This window comes from Psychrobacter immobilis (assembly GCF_904846185.1).
In the GTDB taxonomy this organism is placed as follows: Bacteria; Pseudomonadota; Gammaproteobacteria; order Pseudomonadales; family Moraxellaceae; genus Psychrobacter; species Psychrobacter immobilis_B.
This window is the reverse complement of the sequence record NZ_CAJGZQ010000007.1, coordinates 1-19315: the sequence shown is the minus strand read 5'-3', so window position 1 is coordinate 19315 and position 19315 is coordinate 1. Positions and strand designations below refer to the sequence as shown.

16 protein-coding genes and 1 pseudogene are annotated in these 19315 nt (G+C 42.6%); 16 read left to right on the top strand and 1 reads right to left on the bottom strand.

Features of this window, described 5'->3' with window-relative positions:
* Positions 1–156 precede the first annotated feature (156 nt).
* The 4 genes from mnmE to JMW94_RS05155 all read left to right on the top strand — a co-directional run bounded on the left by mnmE (position 157) and on the right by JMW94_RS05155 (position 4435).
* Positions 157–1602, top strand: a complete 1446-nt coding sequence (mnmE, locus tag JMW94_RS05170; protein ID WP_201602352.1) for a tRNA uridine-5-carboxymethylaminomethyl(34) synthesis GTPase MnmE — start codon at positions 157–159, stop codon at positions 1600–1602.
* A 123-nt stretch (positions 1603–1725) separates the two neighbouring features.
* Entirely contained in the window at positions 1726–2184 is a 459-nt protein-coding gene (gene nrdR, locus JMW94_RS05165; RefSeq protein ID WP_045453932.1) for a transcriptional regulator NrdR, read from the top strand.
* A gap of 99 nt (positions 2185–2283) precedes the next feature.
* The gene (gene ribD / locus JMW94_RS05160; RefSeq protein ID WP_201602349.1) at positions 2284–3339 is read left to right on the top strand and encodes a bifunctional diaminohydroxyphosphoribosylaminopyrimidine deaminase/5-amino-6-(5-phosphoribosylamino)uracil reductase RibD; all 1056 of its coding nucleotides are present in this window, start codon (positions 2284–2286) and stop codon (positions 3337–3339) included.
* A 421-nt stretch (positions 3340–3760) separates the two neighbouring features.
* The gene (locus JMW94_RS05155) at positions 3761–4435 is read left to right on the top strand and encodes a riboflavin synthase (protein WP_060492108.1); all 675 of its coding nucleotides are present in this window, start codon (positions 3761–3763) and stop codon (positions 4433–4435) included.
* Between the two features lie 66 nt (positions 4436–4501).
* Here the strand turns inward: JMW94_RS05155 and JMW94_RS05150 are convergent, their stop codons facing one another.
* A complete protein-coding gene (locus tag JMW94_RS05150) occupies positions 4502–7333 on the bottom strand; it encodes a response regulator (protein ID WP_201602346.1) in 2832 nt (943 codons plus the stop codon).
* Between the two features lie 349 nt (positions 7334–7682).
* On the opposite strand from JMW94_RS05150, the gene fmt reads away from it, so the two are divergent.
* The 12 genes and pseudogenes from fmt to JMW94_RS05095 form a co-directional block, all read left to right on the top strand.
* Positions 7683–8735 carry a methionyl-tRNA formyltransferase gene (gene fmt / locus JMW94_RS05145; protein WP_413786186.1) on the top strand — a complete coding sequence of 351 codons (1053 nt, stop codon included), beginning with the start codon at positions 7683–7685 and terminating at the stop codon, positions 8733–8735.
* Between the two features lie 119 nt (positions 8736–8854).
* Positions 8855–10420 (top strand): transcription antitermination factor NusB, encoded by a 1566-nt coding sequence (locus JMW94_RS05140; protein ID WP_201602340.1) that lies wholly within the window; start codon positions 8855–8857, stop codon positions 10418–10420.
* Positions 10421–10461: 41 nt separating this feature from the next.
* Entirely contained in the window at positions 10462–11883 is a 1422-nt protein-coding gene (gene thrC / locus JMW94_RS05135; protein WP_201602337.1) for a threonine synthase, read from the top strand.
* A 372-nt stretch (positions 11884–12255) separates the two neighbouring features.
* Positions 12256–13353, top strand: a complete 1098-nt coding sequence (locus JMW94_RS05130) for a LysM peptidoglycan-binding domain-containing protein (RefSeq protein ID WP_227685426.1) — start codon at positions 12256–12258, stop codon at positions 13351–13353.
* Between the two features lie 76 nt (positions 13354–13429).
* A complete protein-coding gene (gene dprA, locus JMW94_RS05125; protein ID WP_201602320.1) occupies positions 13430–14665 on the top strand; it encodes a DNA-processing protein DprA in 1236 nt (411 codons plus the stop codon).
* A gap of 344 nt (positions 14666–15009) precedes the next feature.
* Entirely contained in the window at positions 15010–15639 is a 630-nt protein-coding gene (locus tag JMW94_RS05120) for an L-threonylcarbamoyladenylate synthase (protein ID WP_201602295.1), read from the top strand.
* A 123-nt stretch (positions 15640–15762) separates the two neighbouring features.
* Positions 15763–16281, top strand: coding sequence for a GbsR/MarR family transcriptional regulator (locus tag JMW94_RS05115; protein ID WP_045447558.1), 519 nt, complete (start codon positions 15763–15765; stop codon positions 16279–16281).
* Positions 16282–16433: 152 nt separating this feature from the next.
* A complete protein-coding gene (locus JMW94_RS05110; RefSeq protein ID WP_201602292.1) occupies positions 16434–17387 on the top strand; it encodes a fatty acid desaturase in 954 nt (317 codons plus the stop codon).
* A gap of 117 nt (positions 17388–17504) precedes the next feature.
* Positions 17505–18005, top strand: a complete 501-nt coding sequence (locus JMW94_RS05105) for a hypothetical protein (RefSeq protein ID WP_201602289.1) — start codon at positions 17505–17507, stop codon at positions 18003–18005.
* A gap of 23 nt (positions 18006–18028) precedes the next feature.
* On the top strand, positions 18029–18994 hold the full coding sequence (locus JMW94_RS05100) for a TIGR01777 family oxidoreductase (protein ID WP_201602287.1): 966 nt from the start codon (positions 18029–18031) through the stop codon (positions 18992–18994).
* A gap of 83 nt (positions 18995–19077) precedes the next feature.
* Positions 19078–19209 (top strand): hypothetical protein, encoded by a 132-nt coding sequence (locus JMW94_RS14990; protein WP_265088305.1) that lies wholly within the window; start codon positions 19078–19080, stop codon positions 19207–19209.
* A 19-nt stretch (positions 19210–19228) separates the two neighbouring features.
* A pseudogene (locus JMW94_RS05095) lies at positions 19229–19315 on the top strand (IS1595 family transposase); the annotation flags it as partial.

Sequence of the window (19315 nt, the reverse complement as noted above, 5' to 3'; positions counted from 1 at the left end):
GGTGGTTTTTTTATGCGTGACATTTCTATTATCGCTCACTGATTTGGAATAAAATAAGCGCAAAGCATGGCTATTTAAAGTTTGCTTTGTCAGTCTGTGTCCAGCCGTCTATAATGGGGTTTTTAGCTATTGAGAGTAATTGTGGATTCCCTAGAGATGGCGTCAACCGTACCTAATTCATCTGAAACACCTAAAGCATCTGGCTTGGCCACGATTGCGGCTATTGCCACACCGCTTGGAAGAGGTGGCGTTGGTGTTGTACGTCTGTCGGGTGCGCGTGCTTATGACATTGCCTGTACACTAACGGGTAAGTCTGCTTTTACGCCACGTATGGCCAGTTTTTGTCGTTTTTATCAGGCTGATGGTACAGTCATTGATGAAGGGTTAGTGCTGTACTTTAAAGGCCCTCATTCGTTCACAGGGGAAGATGTGATTGAGCTGCAAGGGCATGGCGGCATGATTCTACAAAACCAACTGCTAGCAAGGGTATTTGAGCTGGGCGCAAAACAAGCGGGTGCTGGGGAATTCTCTTATCGTGCTTTTGATAATGATAAATTGGATTTGGTACAAGCAGAGGCTATCGCTGATGCCATTGATGCGACCAGTGCTGCCGCTGCAAGTAGTGCCATTCGCTCCCTTAGTGGTGAGTTTTCAAAGAAGATTAATCAGCTATTAGAGCAGCTTATTCATCTGCGTTTGCATGTTGAAGCGGCAATTGATTTCCCTGACGAAGAAGACGTGGATTTTTTATCAGACGGCGTCATACAAAGTAAACTTGAACAAACGCAAGACAAGATACAGCAAGTATTGGCGACCGCTAAGCAGGGTCAGCTCTTACGTGATGGTATTCATGTGGTCTTAGCAGGTAGACCAAATGCGGGTAAATCAAGCTTGCTGAATCGTTTGGCAGGGCAAGAACGTGCTATCGTTACTGACGTTGCAGGTACGACGCGTGATACGCTGCAAGAGACCGTAGTGCTCAATGGTTTGACGCTGCATTTGACCGATACAGCAGGTCTGCGCGACACAGAAGACACGGTAGAGCGTATTGGGATTGAACGAGCACGTACCGCCATTACACAGGCTGATATGCTACTGATGGTCTACGATGTGACTCGTGATCTTGAAGAAGAAAGTACGCCGCTACAGCTTGCAGAACAATTATTTGGTGAATTACCAGAGGCTAAACGCTTATTGATTATTGCTAATAAGAGTGATTTGTTAAGTGACTTACTAGATGATAGTCGCAGTCAAATACCCTCTGTCTCGCAAATCGCAATAAAAGAACGTGGTTATGAACAAGTTAATGTTTCATGTGAAACAGGTGCTGGTATCGATAATCTGGTAGAAGCCTTGTGTGCTAAGGTCGGTTTTCATCCGCCAGAAAACAGCCTAATTGCTCGCACACGTCATATAGATGCACTTAGACGCACAGCCGACTCTTTAGCAGAGGCGCACGAGCAGTTAACAGTCTTTCAAGCAGGAGAGTTAGTCGCTGAAAGCTTACGCCAAGCTCAGAACAGTTTGGGTGAGATTACGGGAGCCTTTAGTGCGGATGACTTGTTGGGCAAAATCTTTGGTAGTTTCTGTATTGGAAAATAATTAGCAGATTTTTTTTGAATTGCCTGATACAGCTCGTTAATTCTCAGAAATTTCGGTCTTATCATTCGGTCTTATAAATAGTGACTGTGACTCAGGCGCTTAATATTGAAATAAGGAAACGCTATGCATTGCCCGTATTGTAACGCGTCAGAGACTAAAGTTATTGATTCGCGTCTGGCAGCAGAAGGTGCGCAAGTCCGTCGTCGCCGCTCATGCAATAGCTGCCAAGAGCGTTTCACTACTTTTGAGATGGTAGAAGTAGTGATGCCAAGAATCATCAAGTCAAGCGGTAAAATTGAGCCTTATGATAACGAAAAACTGCGTCGTTCTATCTTATTACCTCTACAAAAGCGCCCTATCACCATTGATGAACAAGAAGCGATGATCAGTCGTATTGAGAAGCGTGTTAGACAGATGGGTGAGCGTGAAATCAGTAGCAAAGTGTTGGGTGAGATTATCATGAGTGAGCTTAAGACGTTAGATGATGTTGCTTATGTGCGCTTTGCTAGTGTTTACCGCGACTTTCAAGATATTGATGCTTTCCATCAAGAAATTGCCAATATTCGTCCAAATGATAAGTAAATTGATGAATACAATCGAATCTTACCTATTTACTTTTTAGCTCAAAATGCTTGTTTTCTTAGATAGAATTTCCTGTCATCATTAATGAAGTCTACTTTTATGCCAGTCTCAAACCATACTCAGAATGCGCAAGACCGCTACTTTATGATGCTTGCGATCGAACAAGCCAAACAGGGTTTATATACCACCAGACCTAATCCAGCGGTAGGCTGTGTCATCGTGCAAGCAGAAGCGATCGTCGGTCAAGGGTTTCATTCGAAAGCTGGTCAGCCTCATGCAGAAGTATTTGCGCTAAAAGAAGCGGGTGCGAGGGCTTTAGGTGCAACCGCCTATGTGACTTTAGAGCCTTGTAGTCATACGGGGCGTACGCCACCTTGTGCTTTGGGCCTTATTGATGCCGGTGTGAAACGTGTCGTAATCGCAGGGCTTGATCCCAATCCACAAGTGGCAGGACGTGGTGTGAAACTGTTAGAGCAGGCTGGAATTCAAGTGACAGTCGGTATATTAACCGAGCAAGCAGAAGCTTTAAATCGTGGGTTTTTAAAGGCAATGCGCACCCAGATGCCTTATGTACGACTGAAAATTGCCACCAGCCTTGACGGTCGTACCGCGATGGCATCTGGGGAGTCAAAATGGATTACCTCAGCGTCTGCCCGCGAAGATGTGCAGAAGCTACGTGCACAAAGTGGCGCGATTATTACCGGTAGTGAGACGGTTATCACGGATAATCCACAGCTTAATGTACGTTCCAACCAATTAGCTGTGCCACCTGAACAAGTTCCTGCTCCTAAGGTTGTCGTACTCGATAGGCGTCAGCGCTTAGAACACAGCTTACAGTCTGACTATCAATTATGCCGTCGACCGGATACGATTTATTGGCGCGAAGATAACTTGACTGAATTACTAAAAAAATTAGTCAGTGATCATCAATGTTATGACGTATTGATAGAGGCAGGATCTAGTGTTGCTGGTGGCTTCTTAAGCCAACAATTGGTAGATGAGTTGATTGTTTATCAGGCGCCTTGTTTGTTGGGCGCGCAAGCAAGACCGATGGTCGATTTTAACCCATTGTCTCTAGCTCAGCAGTTGCGTTTTAATATTTATAGCCATGAAACATTAACTCCTGACCTTAAACTGACTTTATTACCGCTATAACTTGTTATTTATAAACAGCTTATCCACAGTTTGTGCTAAATTTTTGCTAAGTGTGGATAAGCAGCCAGTGTCGTACAAGGTTCCACATGAAACTGTGTATAACTTTGTTTCACATGAAACAGAAAAATAGGTCTTTTATAAAAAATTTTATATTAATCTAATGTAATCAGTAACTTAGGTTTTGCTATTAATCTTTCTTGATATTAGCCAACATCTTGTTTCCTGTGGATAACTTAACGGAAATGCGTGTTTTAATACGTTATGAGTTGAATTGTCAGTACTTATCCACAATCTATCCCATCATAGGCTCAATTAAGCTCAAGTTACACTAAGAAAACTGGCTTAGACAAATGCTGCCACAATATTAATAGATCAAGATATATTGTCTATAAAGACAATATCATAATGAAATGAGGTCGATATGTTTACTGGAATTATAGAGAGTGTTGGAAAGGTTAAGTCCATGCAGCCTACGGGCGGTGATATACGTTTGACGATAGAGTCTGATGGTTTGGACTTTAGTGATGTGAAGCTAGGAGATTCTATTGCCTCCAATGGTATCTGCTTAACCGTTGTAGACCTAGGGAGTAATCATTACTCGGTCGATGTCTCACGTGAAACTATCGCTCGTACCGCATTAGAAACTTTAAAAGCTGGTCACACAGTGAATTTAGAGAAAGCGATGCTACCAACCACGCGTTTTGGTGGTCATATCGTCGCGGGTCACGTCGATGGCGTCGGCGTGGTCAGTAAGCTGCAACAAGATGCGCGCTCTATCTATATCGAAATCGAGATACCACAAGAGCTGGCGCACTATACAGCGACCAAAGGCTCTATCACGGTTGATGGTATTAGTCTGACGACCAACCTTGTACGAGACAATATTGTCTCTTTAAATATCATTCCACATACCGCTCAAGTGACCAATATCGCTAAGCATTGGCTGGTTGGAAATAAAGTCAATATCGAAGTGGATATCGTCGCGCGCTATTTAGAACGTTTGTTAAATAAGTCGCAAACCAGTGGTATGAATACGCCAAGTCCGCAAAGCCAAATTACAGAAGCATTTTTAGCAGATAATGGTTTTATGAAATAGCTGATTTATGAAGTAATTGATTTATAAAGTAATTGTTGAAACCTAAAAAGTCAGTTTTATAGATTGTCATGATTTTATGAAGCTCTGTAAAACCGACTCTAATTCTTTTTTATTGATCGGTTTGGCTAAAAATTCATCCATTCCTACTTCTATACAAGCGTCGCGATCTTCTTTGGTATTGTTCGCAGTTAGCGCCACAATCGCAATTTTATCGCCTTGCGCACGAATCGCTTGGGTAGCCTGTAGCCCATCCATGACAGGCATGCGACAGTCCATCAAAATGAGTGAGATATCTTGACGCTGTTGTTGTAGCATATCTAACGCTTGCTGACCATCTTCTGCGACCACACTACGATAACCAAGTTTACTCAATATCTTGCACGTTATTTTCTGATTGGTTGGACTGTCTTCTACTACCAAAATAAGTGGCAATACATTCTCGTTAGCAGCTTTATCTGCTTCGTTTGCTAGCTGCTTATTCTCTTCTTTTATCTCTATGGCTTGAACTAGCTTCTGTCTCGCTGGTAAGGTTAAGCGCAGTAATTCAGAGAGCAATAAAGTCGCATCTAATGGTTTGCTCAAGAATCCTTCATATTTATCTAATAATATAGAGGGAATACGGCGCTCAGGTTTCATACTAAGTAGTATCTTTGGTAGCGACGGATTATCGAGTAGGGTATTTAATGCTTGTTGTCTATCATCATTCCCTATCGCCTGATTAGCGGAAGCAATAGAGAGGGTTTCATAATATTCGTAATCTAATAGCAAGATAGGGGCGAGTCTTTGCTCGTCTTGTGCCAGTTTTTCGTTTAATTGTTGTAGATCTGATTTATCTATAGAAGTGTAGATAGTAGCTGGCATCGATAAATATGCGCAAAAATCGTGCAGATGTTTGGCACGTAGTGGTTGTTTAATCACTGCTATTAGATGGATATGAGTCAAATGCTGACTATGATGATAAATAGGCTGATAATTTGGACGTCTGCAAGGCAGATAAAGATTCAGACTGCTGCCTGCTGTCATCGTGCTTTTTATTTCAATAAAACCACCCAATAATCGCGCAAAACTATTGACGTTATTTAACCCTAGGCCTTGCCCAGTCGTGTTCTTTTGAATGTAATTAACGTTTCGATGGGTGTTTTGATTGCTGCTTTTATTAAGCTGAACCAACAGTTGATGTTGCTTCGCTATATCGATGCCCATACCGCTGTCTTTTATGCTAAAACGAATCCAGTCGTGTGAGGCATGATTGGGATTGTCTTTATTGATTTGACTATTTTTAATCAGTGTAAGGTCTTTATTAAGATTTACTAAGCTTCGGTTTTTTGTTGCTAATAGCTCTGCATTACTGACTGTTTCGATGGTCAGTGATACATAGCCAGAAGTGGTAAATTTCACTGCATTATCTAATAAGTCGTATAAGATTTGCTGTAGGCGCTGATGGTCTGTATCAATACAACGCGGACTGTCAGGTGCAAAAAAATACAGCAGCTCAAGCCCTTGCTGCCTTATCCTTTCTATAAATGACTGACTGACCTGTTGCCCCAGTCTATAAATATCAACAGGCTCAATGCTTAGGCGGGTTTTTCTTACCGCTATTTCCTCAATGTCTAGCACATTATTAAGTGTCGTGAGCATACTCTGACTGCTTTTAATTAAGGATATTAAAATGTCATTCTGCGCAGCAGTCAATGTCTCAGGATCAATCGGTTCTAGCGTGTCAATCATTGCTTCTAACGGCAGGCGCAAATCATGACCCATCGTCGATTTAATCGTATTAAATTCATTAATTTGGCGTTGTAGCCGTTGATTTTGTTGCTGTAATTGCCCTATTTGACTGGCAAATTCATTAACATTATTCAGCAGTACGGTAAAGCCGTGAACCTGACCATGTTCACCAAACCATGGCGTAACGTGCAATTGGTAAGCCTGTTCATTTTCTAACCCATAGACTGTTAAGGTACGAGTGACGCGTAGGTTGGCTAATGTTTGCAGCAATCGTTGCGTGGATTCATCTTTACCCGCGATAAAATTCGTCAGTTCATAGTTGCTATCGCTTTGCGGTAAAGACATGAATATTTGTTCAAAGCGTTTATTGAAAAAGCTGATTTGACCATGACGCATGATCATCAGCATCGGTAAAGGGGATTGATCAACCAAACGTTCAAGACGATGTGTTAGGGTTTTAATGCGGCGATAGTCATTATGCAACTGGTAGCTGACACGGCTCAGCGCATGGCCTAAACGTAGAAACTCAGGCGTAGATTTTTTTTGCAAAAAAGGCGGCGGACTATAGGCTTCTTTTGCGTGGCTACTTAGATTGTCCGTATAAATCAGAAGCTGTTCCCAATTGGTGCGACGATTGAGCATATACAGCAAAGCGATAATAAAAAGCATGATCGCTGCCATCAATGGCAACCAGTAGCGATAAGATATCCAGTCAATGATCAGCGGCTTATGGCGCAATATAATATAAAGCTGATGACCACTTTTGAGTTTAATGGTGCCGGTTAAGTTGCGATTATTAAGCGTGTAAGCACTATGACTGCCGTTATTAGAAGGGGATGAGCTAATGATAGGAAACGTAACGTTAGCAAAAGCACGCTCATTGGGCTGAGTATGGCGATGGATATAAGTCTGCCCAGAGGGCATCATAAAAACCAGCTGATAGCTTATGTCTTCAAATACGGGTTTTTCTAAAATCCTTTTAATGTCAGGATTTAGAAGATCATCACGTTCAGTAACTTCATACTGCAATGTATGGAAAGTATCGATACTGTGTTGTTCACTGTGTTTTTTTATCTCGTGAAACAGCGCAAAATAATAGATAGACAACATGACCAGCAAGGTCAGTGCATAAAATATGAGTAAGCGCTGTAAGGACTGAAACTGTTGCATGAAAGCGTGGTCCTATATCGACACAAGAAACATAGTGAGTAAGTCATCAGTTTGGCACAGTAGCTGGTTTATTCAAGCCGTTTTATCTTTTACGGTTTTACAGCTATTATCTAGAAAAAAATGGTGAATGGCAGTGGAATATCGCTCAATCACGCATTGTTTTGTAAATAAACTCATCAATAAGAGCGCCCTTCTTGCTTTCTATTATAAAGACAAACCGTATCATTGGTAACGCTCGATTACCGTTATTACAACCATGGCACAACATCGTAAACTCACCTATAATGAGTCAATCAACCCTATATAATGCCTGTTTATGACTATAATTGCTTCTGCCTCCGATTTATCCATGCCATCTACGACGAAAGATTGCTCATCTAGTAAGCGCTTAAGAGTTGCTTTTGCTGGCACTCCTGAGTTTGCCGCCGTTAGTCTTGAGGCGCTTATCAGCCAGCAAGAAGCATTGAATATAGACATCGTCGCTGTATATACGCAACCCGACCGTAAGGCAGGACGGGGTCAAAAATTATCGGCCTCTGCAGTAAAGCAAGTCGCATTGGCTCATGATATTGCCGTCGAGCAGCCTCTCACCTTTAAAAAATCTAGTAGTGAAGGGTTGATCGCACGTGAGACTCTGCGTAGTTATCAGCCAGATGTGATGATTGTCGCGGCTTATGGCTTGATATTGCCGATTGGTGTATTGACCACACCGACTTATGGTTGCCTCAATATTCATGCGTCCTTATTACCACGCTGGCGCGGTGCAGCACCTATTCACCGTGCATTATTGGCGGGTGATAGTGAGACCGGCATCACTATTATGCAGATGGATAAAGGGCTTGATACTGGCGACATGCTTTATAAAGTCAGCGCACCTATTAAGGCTGATGATACAGCTGCCAGCCTCCATGATAAAATGGCTGAGCTTGGTGCGACGGCCATTATTACCGTGCTAAAGGACTTACCACATTATCAAGCACAGGCTGTACCTCAAGATGACAGTCAAGCCAATTATGCTGAAAAACTGGTCAAAACCGAAGGCGAAATCAACTGGACACAATCCGCTACTGAAATTGAGCGACAAATTCGTGGACTGACGCCATGGCCAGGTGCTTATACTTTTTTGGCAGGGCAGCGTGTCAAGATTTTAGCAAGTCTGCCTGTGAATCCGTCGCAGCAAACCAATCAGCCTGCTGGTACAGTCATCAGCGTTGGACGCAAAGCGATATTGGTAGCTTGTGGTCATGATAGTAATATTGATAATGGTCTCGAAAAACTGCAAGCCAGCACTTTAGCCATTACCGAATTACAGTTTGCTGGTGGTAAACCGATGACAGCCGAGCAAATCTGCCATGGCAACCAACTGAATGATGGTGACCAGTTCACAGCAGACTCAAAATAATTGCTCCTAAATCAGTTTAATACCGCTTAACCTTATTTATTTTAATATTTTTAATTTAATACCAAACAATCCAACTTTTATCAGACGCTAATTGTTAGACGTCAAGGAAATTCAATTTAATGAGAAGCACTGCGCCAAGAAACAATAAGCTCAAACCGTCAAGTAACCTTATCATGAATGGTAGCGTCCGCGTCCGCGTGATTCGCACTTTACTGGCGATTCAAAATGGTCAGTCGCTAGCGAGCGTCCTTGATCCGCTATTAAACAGTTTGCATGACGGTGATAAAGGTTTTGCCCATGCGCTATTGCTAACCACGTTGCGCCAATGGTACGCCCTTGAGCGTCTACTCGATAGTCTGGCTGATAACTCTATTGATGAAAAAGAAGTACGTACGACGATTCAAGTAGGTTTAACCCAGCTGCTTTATTTGCAAGTGGCTGACCATGCGGCGATTCATGAAACGGTTGAAGCAGCAAAAGAAATCGAATTTGCGCACGCGACGGGCTTAATTAATGCTATTTTGCGTAAAGTCGCTAAGAACCCAAGTAAGTTCCGTAAGAAATGTGATAAAAAACACAGCTTACCGAATTGGCTTGCCTATCAGCTTAAGCAAGATTGGAGTGAGCAGTATGACGATCTGATGCAAGGGTTACGTCAACCTGCACCGATGTTTTTACGCGTGAATACAGCGGTTACCTCGGTAGAGGATTATCAGCAAGCCTTGGTGGAATTTGAAGTTGAAGCAGATTTGGTTGAGCTAACGAGTGGTTTTAATTTAGCCAGCTCATCGGATGCAGCCGCATCTAATAGCATATTAACCAAAGGGTTAAGATTACATCAAAGTACCGCAGTCAATGCCTTACCGCAATTCGCTGAAGGAGCTGCTAGTGTACAAGATATGCATGCTCAGCTTGCCGCGCCGCTTATTCATAACGCTTTAATTAATAAGCTGAGTGTTAAAAGCGATGATGCAGACGGCGATATAGACACCAATAACAACGAGATCCGCATTTTAGATGCTTGTGCAGCGCCGGGTGGTAAGCTTGCTCATTGGTTAGAATTAATCAGCTCAAATGAGTCTTCGTTGTTTCACGTGAAACAAAACGATGAATCTGTTTCTCTGGTTTCGAAAGTGAAGCTGACTGCGATAGATAATGAAGCGCCGCGTATCGAGCGCATTCATACCAATTTACAGCGCTTGAACTTAAGTCAGCACGATTTACAGCAAGCTGAGAAAAATATCGAACTCAATATTGTCTGTGCTGATGCAACGACATGGCAAGGCGCTGGTAAGAAAAAGAGCAAACTCGTATTTGACGCTATATTATTAGATTCACCTTGTACGGCGACTGGCGTAATCCGTCGTCATCCTGATATCAGTATCTTGCGTACCGAAGAAGACGTTGAGCAAACGGCACTCTTACAAGCGGATATCTTGCATAATCTATGGCCACAACTTAAGGTTGGCGGTTATTTGCTATATGTCACTTGCTCTATCCTAAAGCAAGAGAACGTCGAGCAAATGCAGGATTTCATGACTTACTATAACAATGTAGTAGCCATTGAATTTAGCGACGATTGTAATTGGGGTATTGAACAGGCGATTGGTCGCCAGTGTTTGCCCATTAATATCGAGAGCGGCGATGGTTTTTATTATGCCTTGCTGCAAAAAACTGCTGAATAAACTGTTTTAATTAATCATCTCATTATAGACAGGACAATCTAATGAAATATATCAGTACCCGTGGTCAGACAGCGCCGATGGATTTTAGTGATGTGCTATTAATGGGTCTTGCACCAGACGGTGGTTTGATGTTGCCTGAGCATTATCCGAATATTGATAGTGCGACGCTGACTGAATGGCGCACGCTAAGCTATCCACAGCTGGCGCTGGCGATTATGCAGCGCTTTGCCACCGATATTCCTACCGCTGATTTGCAAGATATCATTGAGCGCACTTACACTGCTGAGGTATTTGGCTCTGATGAGATTGTTCCTGTCCGCAAACTTGAAGATAACTTATACATTTTAGGCTTGTCGAACGGTCCGACGTTAGCGTTTAAAGATGTTGCCATGCAGTTTTTAGGTAATGCTTTCGAATATGTACTGAAGAAGAAAGACGCGCGCATCACCATTATTGGTGCGACCAGTGGTGATACAGGCAGTGCAGCAGAATATGCCCTGCGTGGTAAAGAAAACATCGAAGTCTTTATGCTGTCACCACACGGCAAAATGAGCGAATTTCAGCGCGCGCAGATGTATAGCCTGACCGATGATAATATCCATAATATCGCCATCGAAGGCATGTTTGATGATTGCCAAGATATCGTTAAAGCGCTACAACAGGATGCGGAGTTTAAAGCGGCTTATAATTTAGGTACGGTTAATTCTATTAACTGGGGTCGTATCCTAGCGCAAATCGTTTATTATTTTAAAGCTTACTTTGCTGTGACTTCAAGTAACGACGAAAAGGTTAGTTTTAGCGTACCATCAGGCAACTTTGGTAATATTTGTGCCGGTCACATTGCACGTGAAATGGGGCTGCCAGTTGATCGTCTAATCGTCGCAACCAACGAAAACGATGTACTCAACGACTTCTTTAATCAAGGTGCTTATCAGCCACGTCCGACTGATAAAACCTATATCACGTCAAGCCCATCGATGGATATCTCTAAAGCCTCTAACTTTGAGCGTTTTGTTTATCTCTTATTAGATAAAGACAGCGCCCGCGTTCATGAGTTATTTGAAGGGGTGAAATCTGGTCAAGGCTTTGATTTGTCTGACCTAATGGAGGCGGTCAACACTCGCTACGGTTTTGCTGCGGGTAAATCTACTCATGCCGACCGTCTCGACACTATCAAAACACTTTATGAGCAGCATGGAGAGTTGGTTGATCCCCATACGGCTGATGGTATCAAGGTTGCCAAAGAATTACAGCGCGCGGGAGAGGTGATTGTTTGTGCCGAAACCGCACTGCCAGTGAAATTTGCCGATACGATCATCGAAGCTATTGGACCGATAGAAATCGCACGCCCAGCCCATACCGAAGGTTTAGAGAGCTTACCGCAGCATGTGGTGGTGCTTGATAATGATGCCGAATTGGTTGCTGAGCAAATTCGTCAGCATGTGATACCAAATCCAGCATAAATCAGAGTTGATTTTAATGCTTATTTTCATGAGGAAGTCTATAAATTTCAATGAGGAACTATAGAAATAATATTCATATAAAGGTTACGCCATTGTAATAAAGTGTTTATGATTGTGTTATGGTAGATATAATTGTAATATTAGAAACAGCGTCGGCGACTCATGATTTTGCTAGACGCTTTTTTAGTAATCATACCCGCCAATTACACTGAACAGCTGCCCTATAAGCGTCATGATAATCGTACGGTTAAGTCCTTTTACGACCCTCATTGCTTGTCACTATTTCAATGACAGTCAAAGATTAAGGTTAAGTAATAGATCTAAATGGTACTAATTGTGGCGACAACAGCGGTACATATTGTGGATATAACAATGAAGATGAGCTTAAAAGCGATAGCAAAAGCACTGTTAATCACGACATTTAGTAGTGCAATGCTAATGAGTGCTGCCCACGCTAACAATCCACCACCAGCCATCAAAGCGGATGCGCCCAATCGCTATATCGTCAAAAAAGGCGATACGTTGTGGGACATATCAGGACGTTATTTAGACAGTCCGTGGCGCTGGAAAGAGATCTGGGCAACCAATAAGCAAATCAAAAACCCCAATCTTATTTATCCTAACGACATCCTTATCTTATGCGTGATTCAAGGTAAGATCTTAATTGGTGTTGATACTGGCGAAGGTTGTGCTGGGGTTGAAAAGCAGTTAACGGGTAACGTGGTATCTAGCACAGTCTCAGTCACTTCAACAGCCAATAGTATTCCACCGCTTCCGTGGTCTGCTATTCAACACTGGTTAGATAAGACAGTCATCGTTAATCCACAAGATTTTAATACCACGCCTTATATATTGGCCTCTAAAAAAGGCAACTTAATTACCGCTAGTGGCGATAAAGTATATGCCAAAGGTGTGCCACTGATCGTCGGTCAGCGTTATGGTATCTACCGTGAAGGAGAGCTATATGTTGAGCCAAAAACCCAAGAAGTTATCGGTTTAGAGGTCACGCAAGTTGCGACGGGTTTGGTTACTTCGACAGAAACCAACGGCGTCAGCAGTTTGCAGCTCACCGACAGTTACGACAAAGAAGTACGTGAAGGTGATCGCGTATTCGTTGAGTTGAATAACTCTATCCCACCTGTGTTTTATCCAGCCCCTGCAACGGTCAGTCGTGGTGGTATGATTGTCCGAGTCATGGACTCAATCAGCTCAGCAGCGAAGGGTAGTGTCGTTGCTATCAATTTAGGTAGTACCCATGGTGCTAAGCCTGGTGATGTATTGACTGTCTATCAAAAAGGGGCCTTGATCCGCGATACCAAAGACAATGACACGCCAGTACGCTTACCAAATGAGCCAAGCGGTATGGTCATGGTATTCAATACTTTCGATAATATTAGCTATGCTTATGTGCTTGATTCAGAGCTACCATTAAACGTCGGCGACCAGCTGTTACCACCGCCATATCTATAAATGAGTACACTATAAGTGAGAACATGCTCATTTTTGGACGGGATATACTAACTTAGCCTATACGAGCTAGATGATTATGATGGCAGTTACTTCTTCTTTATCAGATGAGCAGCGCGCAGTACTGGCGCTGTGGACTGAGGTGAATGCATCATTATCTGCTTATCATAAGCTTATTACTTCTTTTGGCACAGCAGAGCTTGCTTGGTACGCCAAAGTAGATGCTTGGCGGCAATTGGGTATTCATCATAGCCATCTTGCCCGTCATGAACAGCCAGAGCAAACGCAAGCCAGCATCGATAAAATTCAGCAAGCGCTCATCGAAGGGCGCTATGGTCTGCTATTTGCTGACCAGCCTGATTATCCCGCACAGCTCTCGCAAATCTATGACCCACCGCCCTTATTATTTTACCGAGGCAATAAAGCGCGTTTGCGTCAAGCGCAAATTGCGATCGTCGGTAGCCGAAAACCCACTGCCCATGCCCAAAAAATCACCTTTGATATCGCGCAATATTTGGCGCAAGCTGGTTATATCATCACCAGCGGTCTTGCCATGGGTGTCGATAAACGAGCACATCTAGGCGCTTTAGCACAGGCAGATGCTGAATATCAAGGTCGAACGATTGGGGTAATGGGTACGGGTATTGAGGTCAATTATCCCAATCATCATGATAAATTGTTTGCCCAAATAATTGAGCAAGGCGGCTGTATTATTAGTGAGTTGTTGCCGCATACAATGCCACATAAGCATACGTTTCCACGGCGTAATCGTTTGGTCGCTGGATTGAGCTTAGCAACGATTGTGACGGAGGCGACCATTCAGAGTGGTTCGCTGATTACCGCGCGTTTAACCTCGGAGCAGGGTAAGCAAGTTTTTGCCATTCCAAGTCATATTGATAATAGCAATGCAGAAGGCTGTCATCACCTGATACGTGAAGGTGCGACTTTAATTTATCATCCGCAGCAAGTGCTAGAGGATATCAATAGTCAGTTGCCATATAACAGTCATTCATTTCAATCAAATGTCTTATCTACATTGAATCGTAGTCAGACAGAAAAACCTTCAGAAAACGTTAGCAGTTCTACTGCAGATACTGGCAAGCTAGCATCATCCAATATTAAACCTTCTCCCAGTGCTATCGTCGTACCAGAGCATTTGATGCTTGTGTATGAGCAGCTTGATTGGCACGGGCAGGATTTAGATGCTCTGATTATCGCTACCAAACTTGCCACACCGCAGCTGATTGGACAGTTAATGGAGCTTGAATTATTAGGCATCATTAGTGTGCAAGCCGGACGGTATTTGCGCGTCTAAAATTGTACTTTCTATCGCTTTAGGCTTTTCACCTATCTACTGCCAAGTGATTGACGACAGTACAATCTAGGGCGTGTCATCAATTAGATTGTGAGGCTTAAAATGAGAAAAATTGTAGATAAACAAGGAAGTAATTGCCGTTAATATGAACATATTGACAAAATTACTGACGATGTTTAGCAAAATTTAGCCACTTTAAGACCACTAAACGTACTAATGTGCTGATTGATGACACGCCCTAGGTAGCTGCTAATAAGGTCGCTTTAAACTTCGCTGCCCTAATTTTTCTCAGTCTTATGTTATGATGAGTGCTTAAATTTCTACCTTTTTGAAGCCTTCAAACCATGGAAAAATCTACATCTTTTACTACTGATTCTGTCACTCAAGCTGCCAAATGGCTTAAAGAAGGACAGCTACTTGCTTATCCCACCGAAAGCGTTTGGGGTATCGGTTGTGACGCTTATGACGAAGCAGCCGTTCAACGTATTTTATCTATTAAACGGCGTCCACAAGCCAAAGGCATGATCGTCATTACTGACAGTGCTGAGCGTTTAAAGCCGTTACTAGAGCCTTTAGAAGAAGGTCAGCGCCAACAAATCATCAAGAGTTGGCAGGCAGATACTGACAGTATAGAGCTACAAGGTAAGCAAGCCCATACATGGCTACTACCTATCCCTCAGACACTTGAAAAGACTATCCCTCCTTGGATCACAGGGCAGCATCAAACAGTGGCGGTTAGAGTTATTGCGCATCCTATGATTCGTCAATTGTGCCAACAACTGGTCGACGTTCAAAACCCATTTGGGCTATTGGTTTCCACAAGCTGTAATCCATCAGGACAACCGCCTGCTATGACTTTCACTGATGCGTATGGGTATTTTGGCGAGCAAATCAGCTACTTGCAGGCTGACACTCTAGGCTATACTTTACCGAGCCAAATTCGTGACGCAACCACGGGTTTAGTTATTCGTTAGCGCATAACCTTCAACCAAACGATGAATATTACTTCTTAATTTCACTGTTGACAGAAATAAAAGAATAGCGCAAGATAAGTAAATAAAATAATCAAAACTTATAAATTAGAGTACACATTAATCATGAAACTAAATCCTGTGACTGAAAAATTTATCTTACATTGGGGTGAAATGGGCTCGCAGTGGGGTGTTAATCGCACCATGTCACAGATTCATGCGCTGTTATTCATCATTGGTAAGCCATTAAATGCTGAAGAAATCACCGAAACACTTGGTGTTGCTCGCTCTAACGTCTCAAACAGTATTAAAGAGTTGCAGCATTGGGGCTTAGTACAAAAGGTTTCCATATTAGGCGATCGTCGCGATCACTTCACGACCAATACTGACGTTTGGGAGCTGGCACGCATCATTGTGGTTGAACGACAAAAGCGTGAGCTTGAGCCAACTGTGCAGTTCTTACAAGAATTGATGGACAGTCCTGAATTTGAACATGAAAATAATGAGGTAAAGTCACGTATCCGTGATACCCAAGAATTCGTTAGTACCCTAACCACATGGTCATCTGAGATGCTTAAACTGCCCACAAGCATCCTCAAAAAAGTCCTAAAACTAGGCGCTAGTATTAAAAAGGTTTTACGTTAATAGCTGTGTAATTTAAAATAAAAAATTTGCAATACAATTTCTGTTTTGACAGAAATATATGTAATAACTATAAAAGCCAGTTAAGTTTAAGTGAGATAAGTTTCTATAAAATAGCAGCAACAAAAAATAGTAATAACAAATGGATGTGTAAAATGACAGTCAATCAGACACACGCTAATAAAAAGCCAGCCATTAAAAAGGCTGTTGCTGCAGTCGAGTGGCAAGACTTGCGCCAGTTAACGCGCGGTCAAATCGCTTACAACGTTATTTTGCCTTATCCGTTTTTATTGTTGTCTTGGTGGTTCGCCAGCCACTCATGGTATGTCTTAGCATGCGGGACTTCTTACTTATTTTTTGCTGCTGCTTTCCGCCAAGCCCATGATGGTTATCATCATAGTTTAGGGACAGCTAAAAGCACGACTACTGGAATATTACTGTTGCTCAGCGTACTACTAATGACCAGTTTGCACAGCATTCGAGCCACCCATATGGAACATCACCGCAATCCATTGGGCGATAGTGACATTGAGGGCAGTCTAGCAAAAGGCTCATGGTGGCAAGCGCTGCTCGGCGGGATAACTTATCGACTCGATATTTATCGTCAAGGACTGCGTCTAAGTAGCCGTCGCAATCAAAAATTGGCGTGGCTAGAGTTTGCTTTGATTGGTTTAGTTGTCTTGGTTACCTTCGTACTGACCGTATTTCCTTTAACTGTTCCTGCTCTGACCATGTTAGCGCAAGTATTGATGTATCACATATTGACCATGATGTTGGCCAATGCCAGTGTTGGCATCATTGCGGTGTGGGGCGTGCATCATGATTGTGATGAGACAATCGCCCGAACTGAGCGCAATCCTTTGGTCAACTTGCTGACCTTTAATTTGCTTTATCACGTAGAGCATCATCTCTTTCCTGCTGTGCCATCCAATCATTTACCGACGCTTGCCAAGCGTTTAGATGCAGCAACGCCACATCTGACCAAAGAACATGTATTGCCAAGTATGGTTAACGTCATAGATTTTATTAATCATCGTTGGAACCAATTAAAGAATAAATCTCAAAATAGTAATGATAGTGACTGTCCTATTCGTAAGCGTTTTGCTTAATCAGTAGGCAAAACAAAATCAAGATACTTATCCACCAATTATCCACATGAATTTCATTGGCTTTGGCAACGCCGTATTTATACTGAATTAACGATGAATGTTAATGGGATAAATAGAATGAAAACGAATAATGAGTTAGGTGTGTATCCTTATCTACAAGTGATTATTTTGTTTGCAGGGCTTGGTAGTATGATTGGTGGGTTGATTTCAGAACTGGGTTTATTGTTTGTTTTTAGGAATGCGGACTTTGCGCAGATTGGTTATCAGCCATTGCTATATGTTGGTCTGCTTGGTTTTATTCCTGCTTTATTAACGGGTGTTATCGTCGCTTATAAGAATATATGGCGCGGTGATCATAAGAGTCTAAGCACGACATTTTTAGTGGGGTTTATAACGTCAGCAGGTTATATGGGTGCAATCATCCTATATTTAGGCATCAACTCATGGATAGAGGTTGGCGTGCTACTGGCCTTTATGATTGGTATAGGATTGTTTGGCGCAATCAATTCAGCGATTGCCAGCCGCATTGCTTTACCAAAAGTATGTAAAAGTCATTTTGATGTTAGTACTGAAAAAGTAGACGATAACTATAACGGATTAAGTTTTACTAAAAGATAAGCGAAAAATATAGGGAGTAGGACATGAATATTTTAATCAGTGGTGGCTCAGGCTTTTTAGGCAGTGCTTTTAGTGACGAGCTTATCAAACGTTATCGTACGCAGGATAAGGACTTACACATTACATGGCTAACACGCGATAGCAGCCAAACGCATCCTGAAGCGATCAGCATGATGACCTACGATGAGCTAGCGAGTTCGGATAAAAGCTTTGATGTTATCTTAAATCTAGCAGGCGCAGGCATTGCTGACTCGCGCTGGAGCGATGCGCGCAAGGAGCAGTTGCTCGCCAGCCGTATCAAGCCTACCGAATCCTTATTGGCATTTATTAAGCGCACCAGTATTAAGCCCAAGCTAATGGTCAGCGGCTCTGCGATTGGCTGGTATGGCGCACAAGGCGATAAACCTCTTACCGAAAGCAGTGGTTTTGAAACTGATTTTGCCCATCAATTATGTCATGAATGGGAGCAGTTAGCGCTCAAAGCCACTAAACATGGCGTGCCTGTGGCTATCGTGCGCACTGGGGTGGTTATCCATCCTGATGGCGGGATGCTTGGTAAGTTATTAACCCCATTTAAAATGGGCGTTGGTGGACAGTTAGGTGATGGCAAACAAATCATGAGCTGGATCAGTCGTGAAGACTGGGTTGGGGCGGTGATATTCATCATTGAAAAGCATCTTGCTAATTATGCGGACACTCAGACTACCGATGATCACTCGTTAGAAACTATCAATGATACGCCAGTGCTGGTGTATAACCTCACTGCGCCTAATCCAGTGACCAATCATACTTTTACCAAAACGCTTGGAGCATGGCTACACCGTCCAACATTTTTTACCTTGCCAAATTTCTTACTTAAGCTAATTTTTGGTGAAATGTCGACGCTACTAATTGATGGTCAAAAAGTAGTGCCGCAAGCATTACAGGACGCAGGTTATGATTTCAAACAGCCAACACTGAAGCAAGCTTTAGAAGAGCAAAAGTCATAGATACTTATGAAGGTTGTTTCATGTGAAACGTAGTTTTCATCATAGGATTCTTTGTTTCATGTGAAACCTAAAGAGGGGTTTTTATGAGTAAAGTTGATATCAACGCTACAATTACTGTACCCATCTATCCTAAAGGTAAGGTGATAGGAACTTATGGATTACTAGGCGGGGTGGTAGGAGGTGTAATTCTCTTTGGGGCTGTCCTAGATAAGTAAAATTATTTAGGATAGCACTATGAGAAAAAGCAAACTAAGTTGGTATAAACAAAACAGACTAATCGAGTTATTTGTTGCCGGTTCAACCGCCAGAACAGCAGCAAGC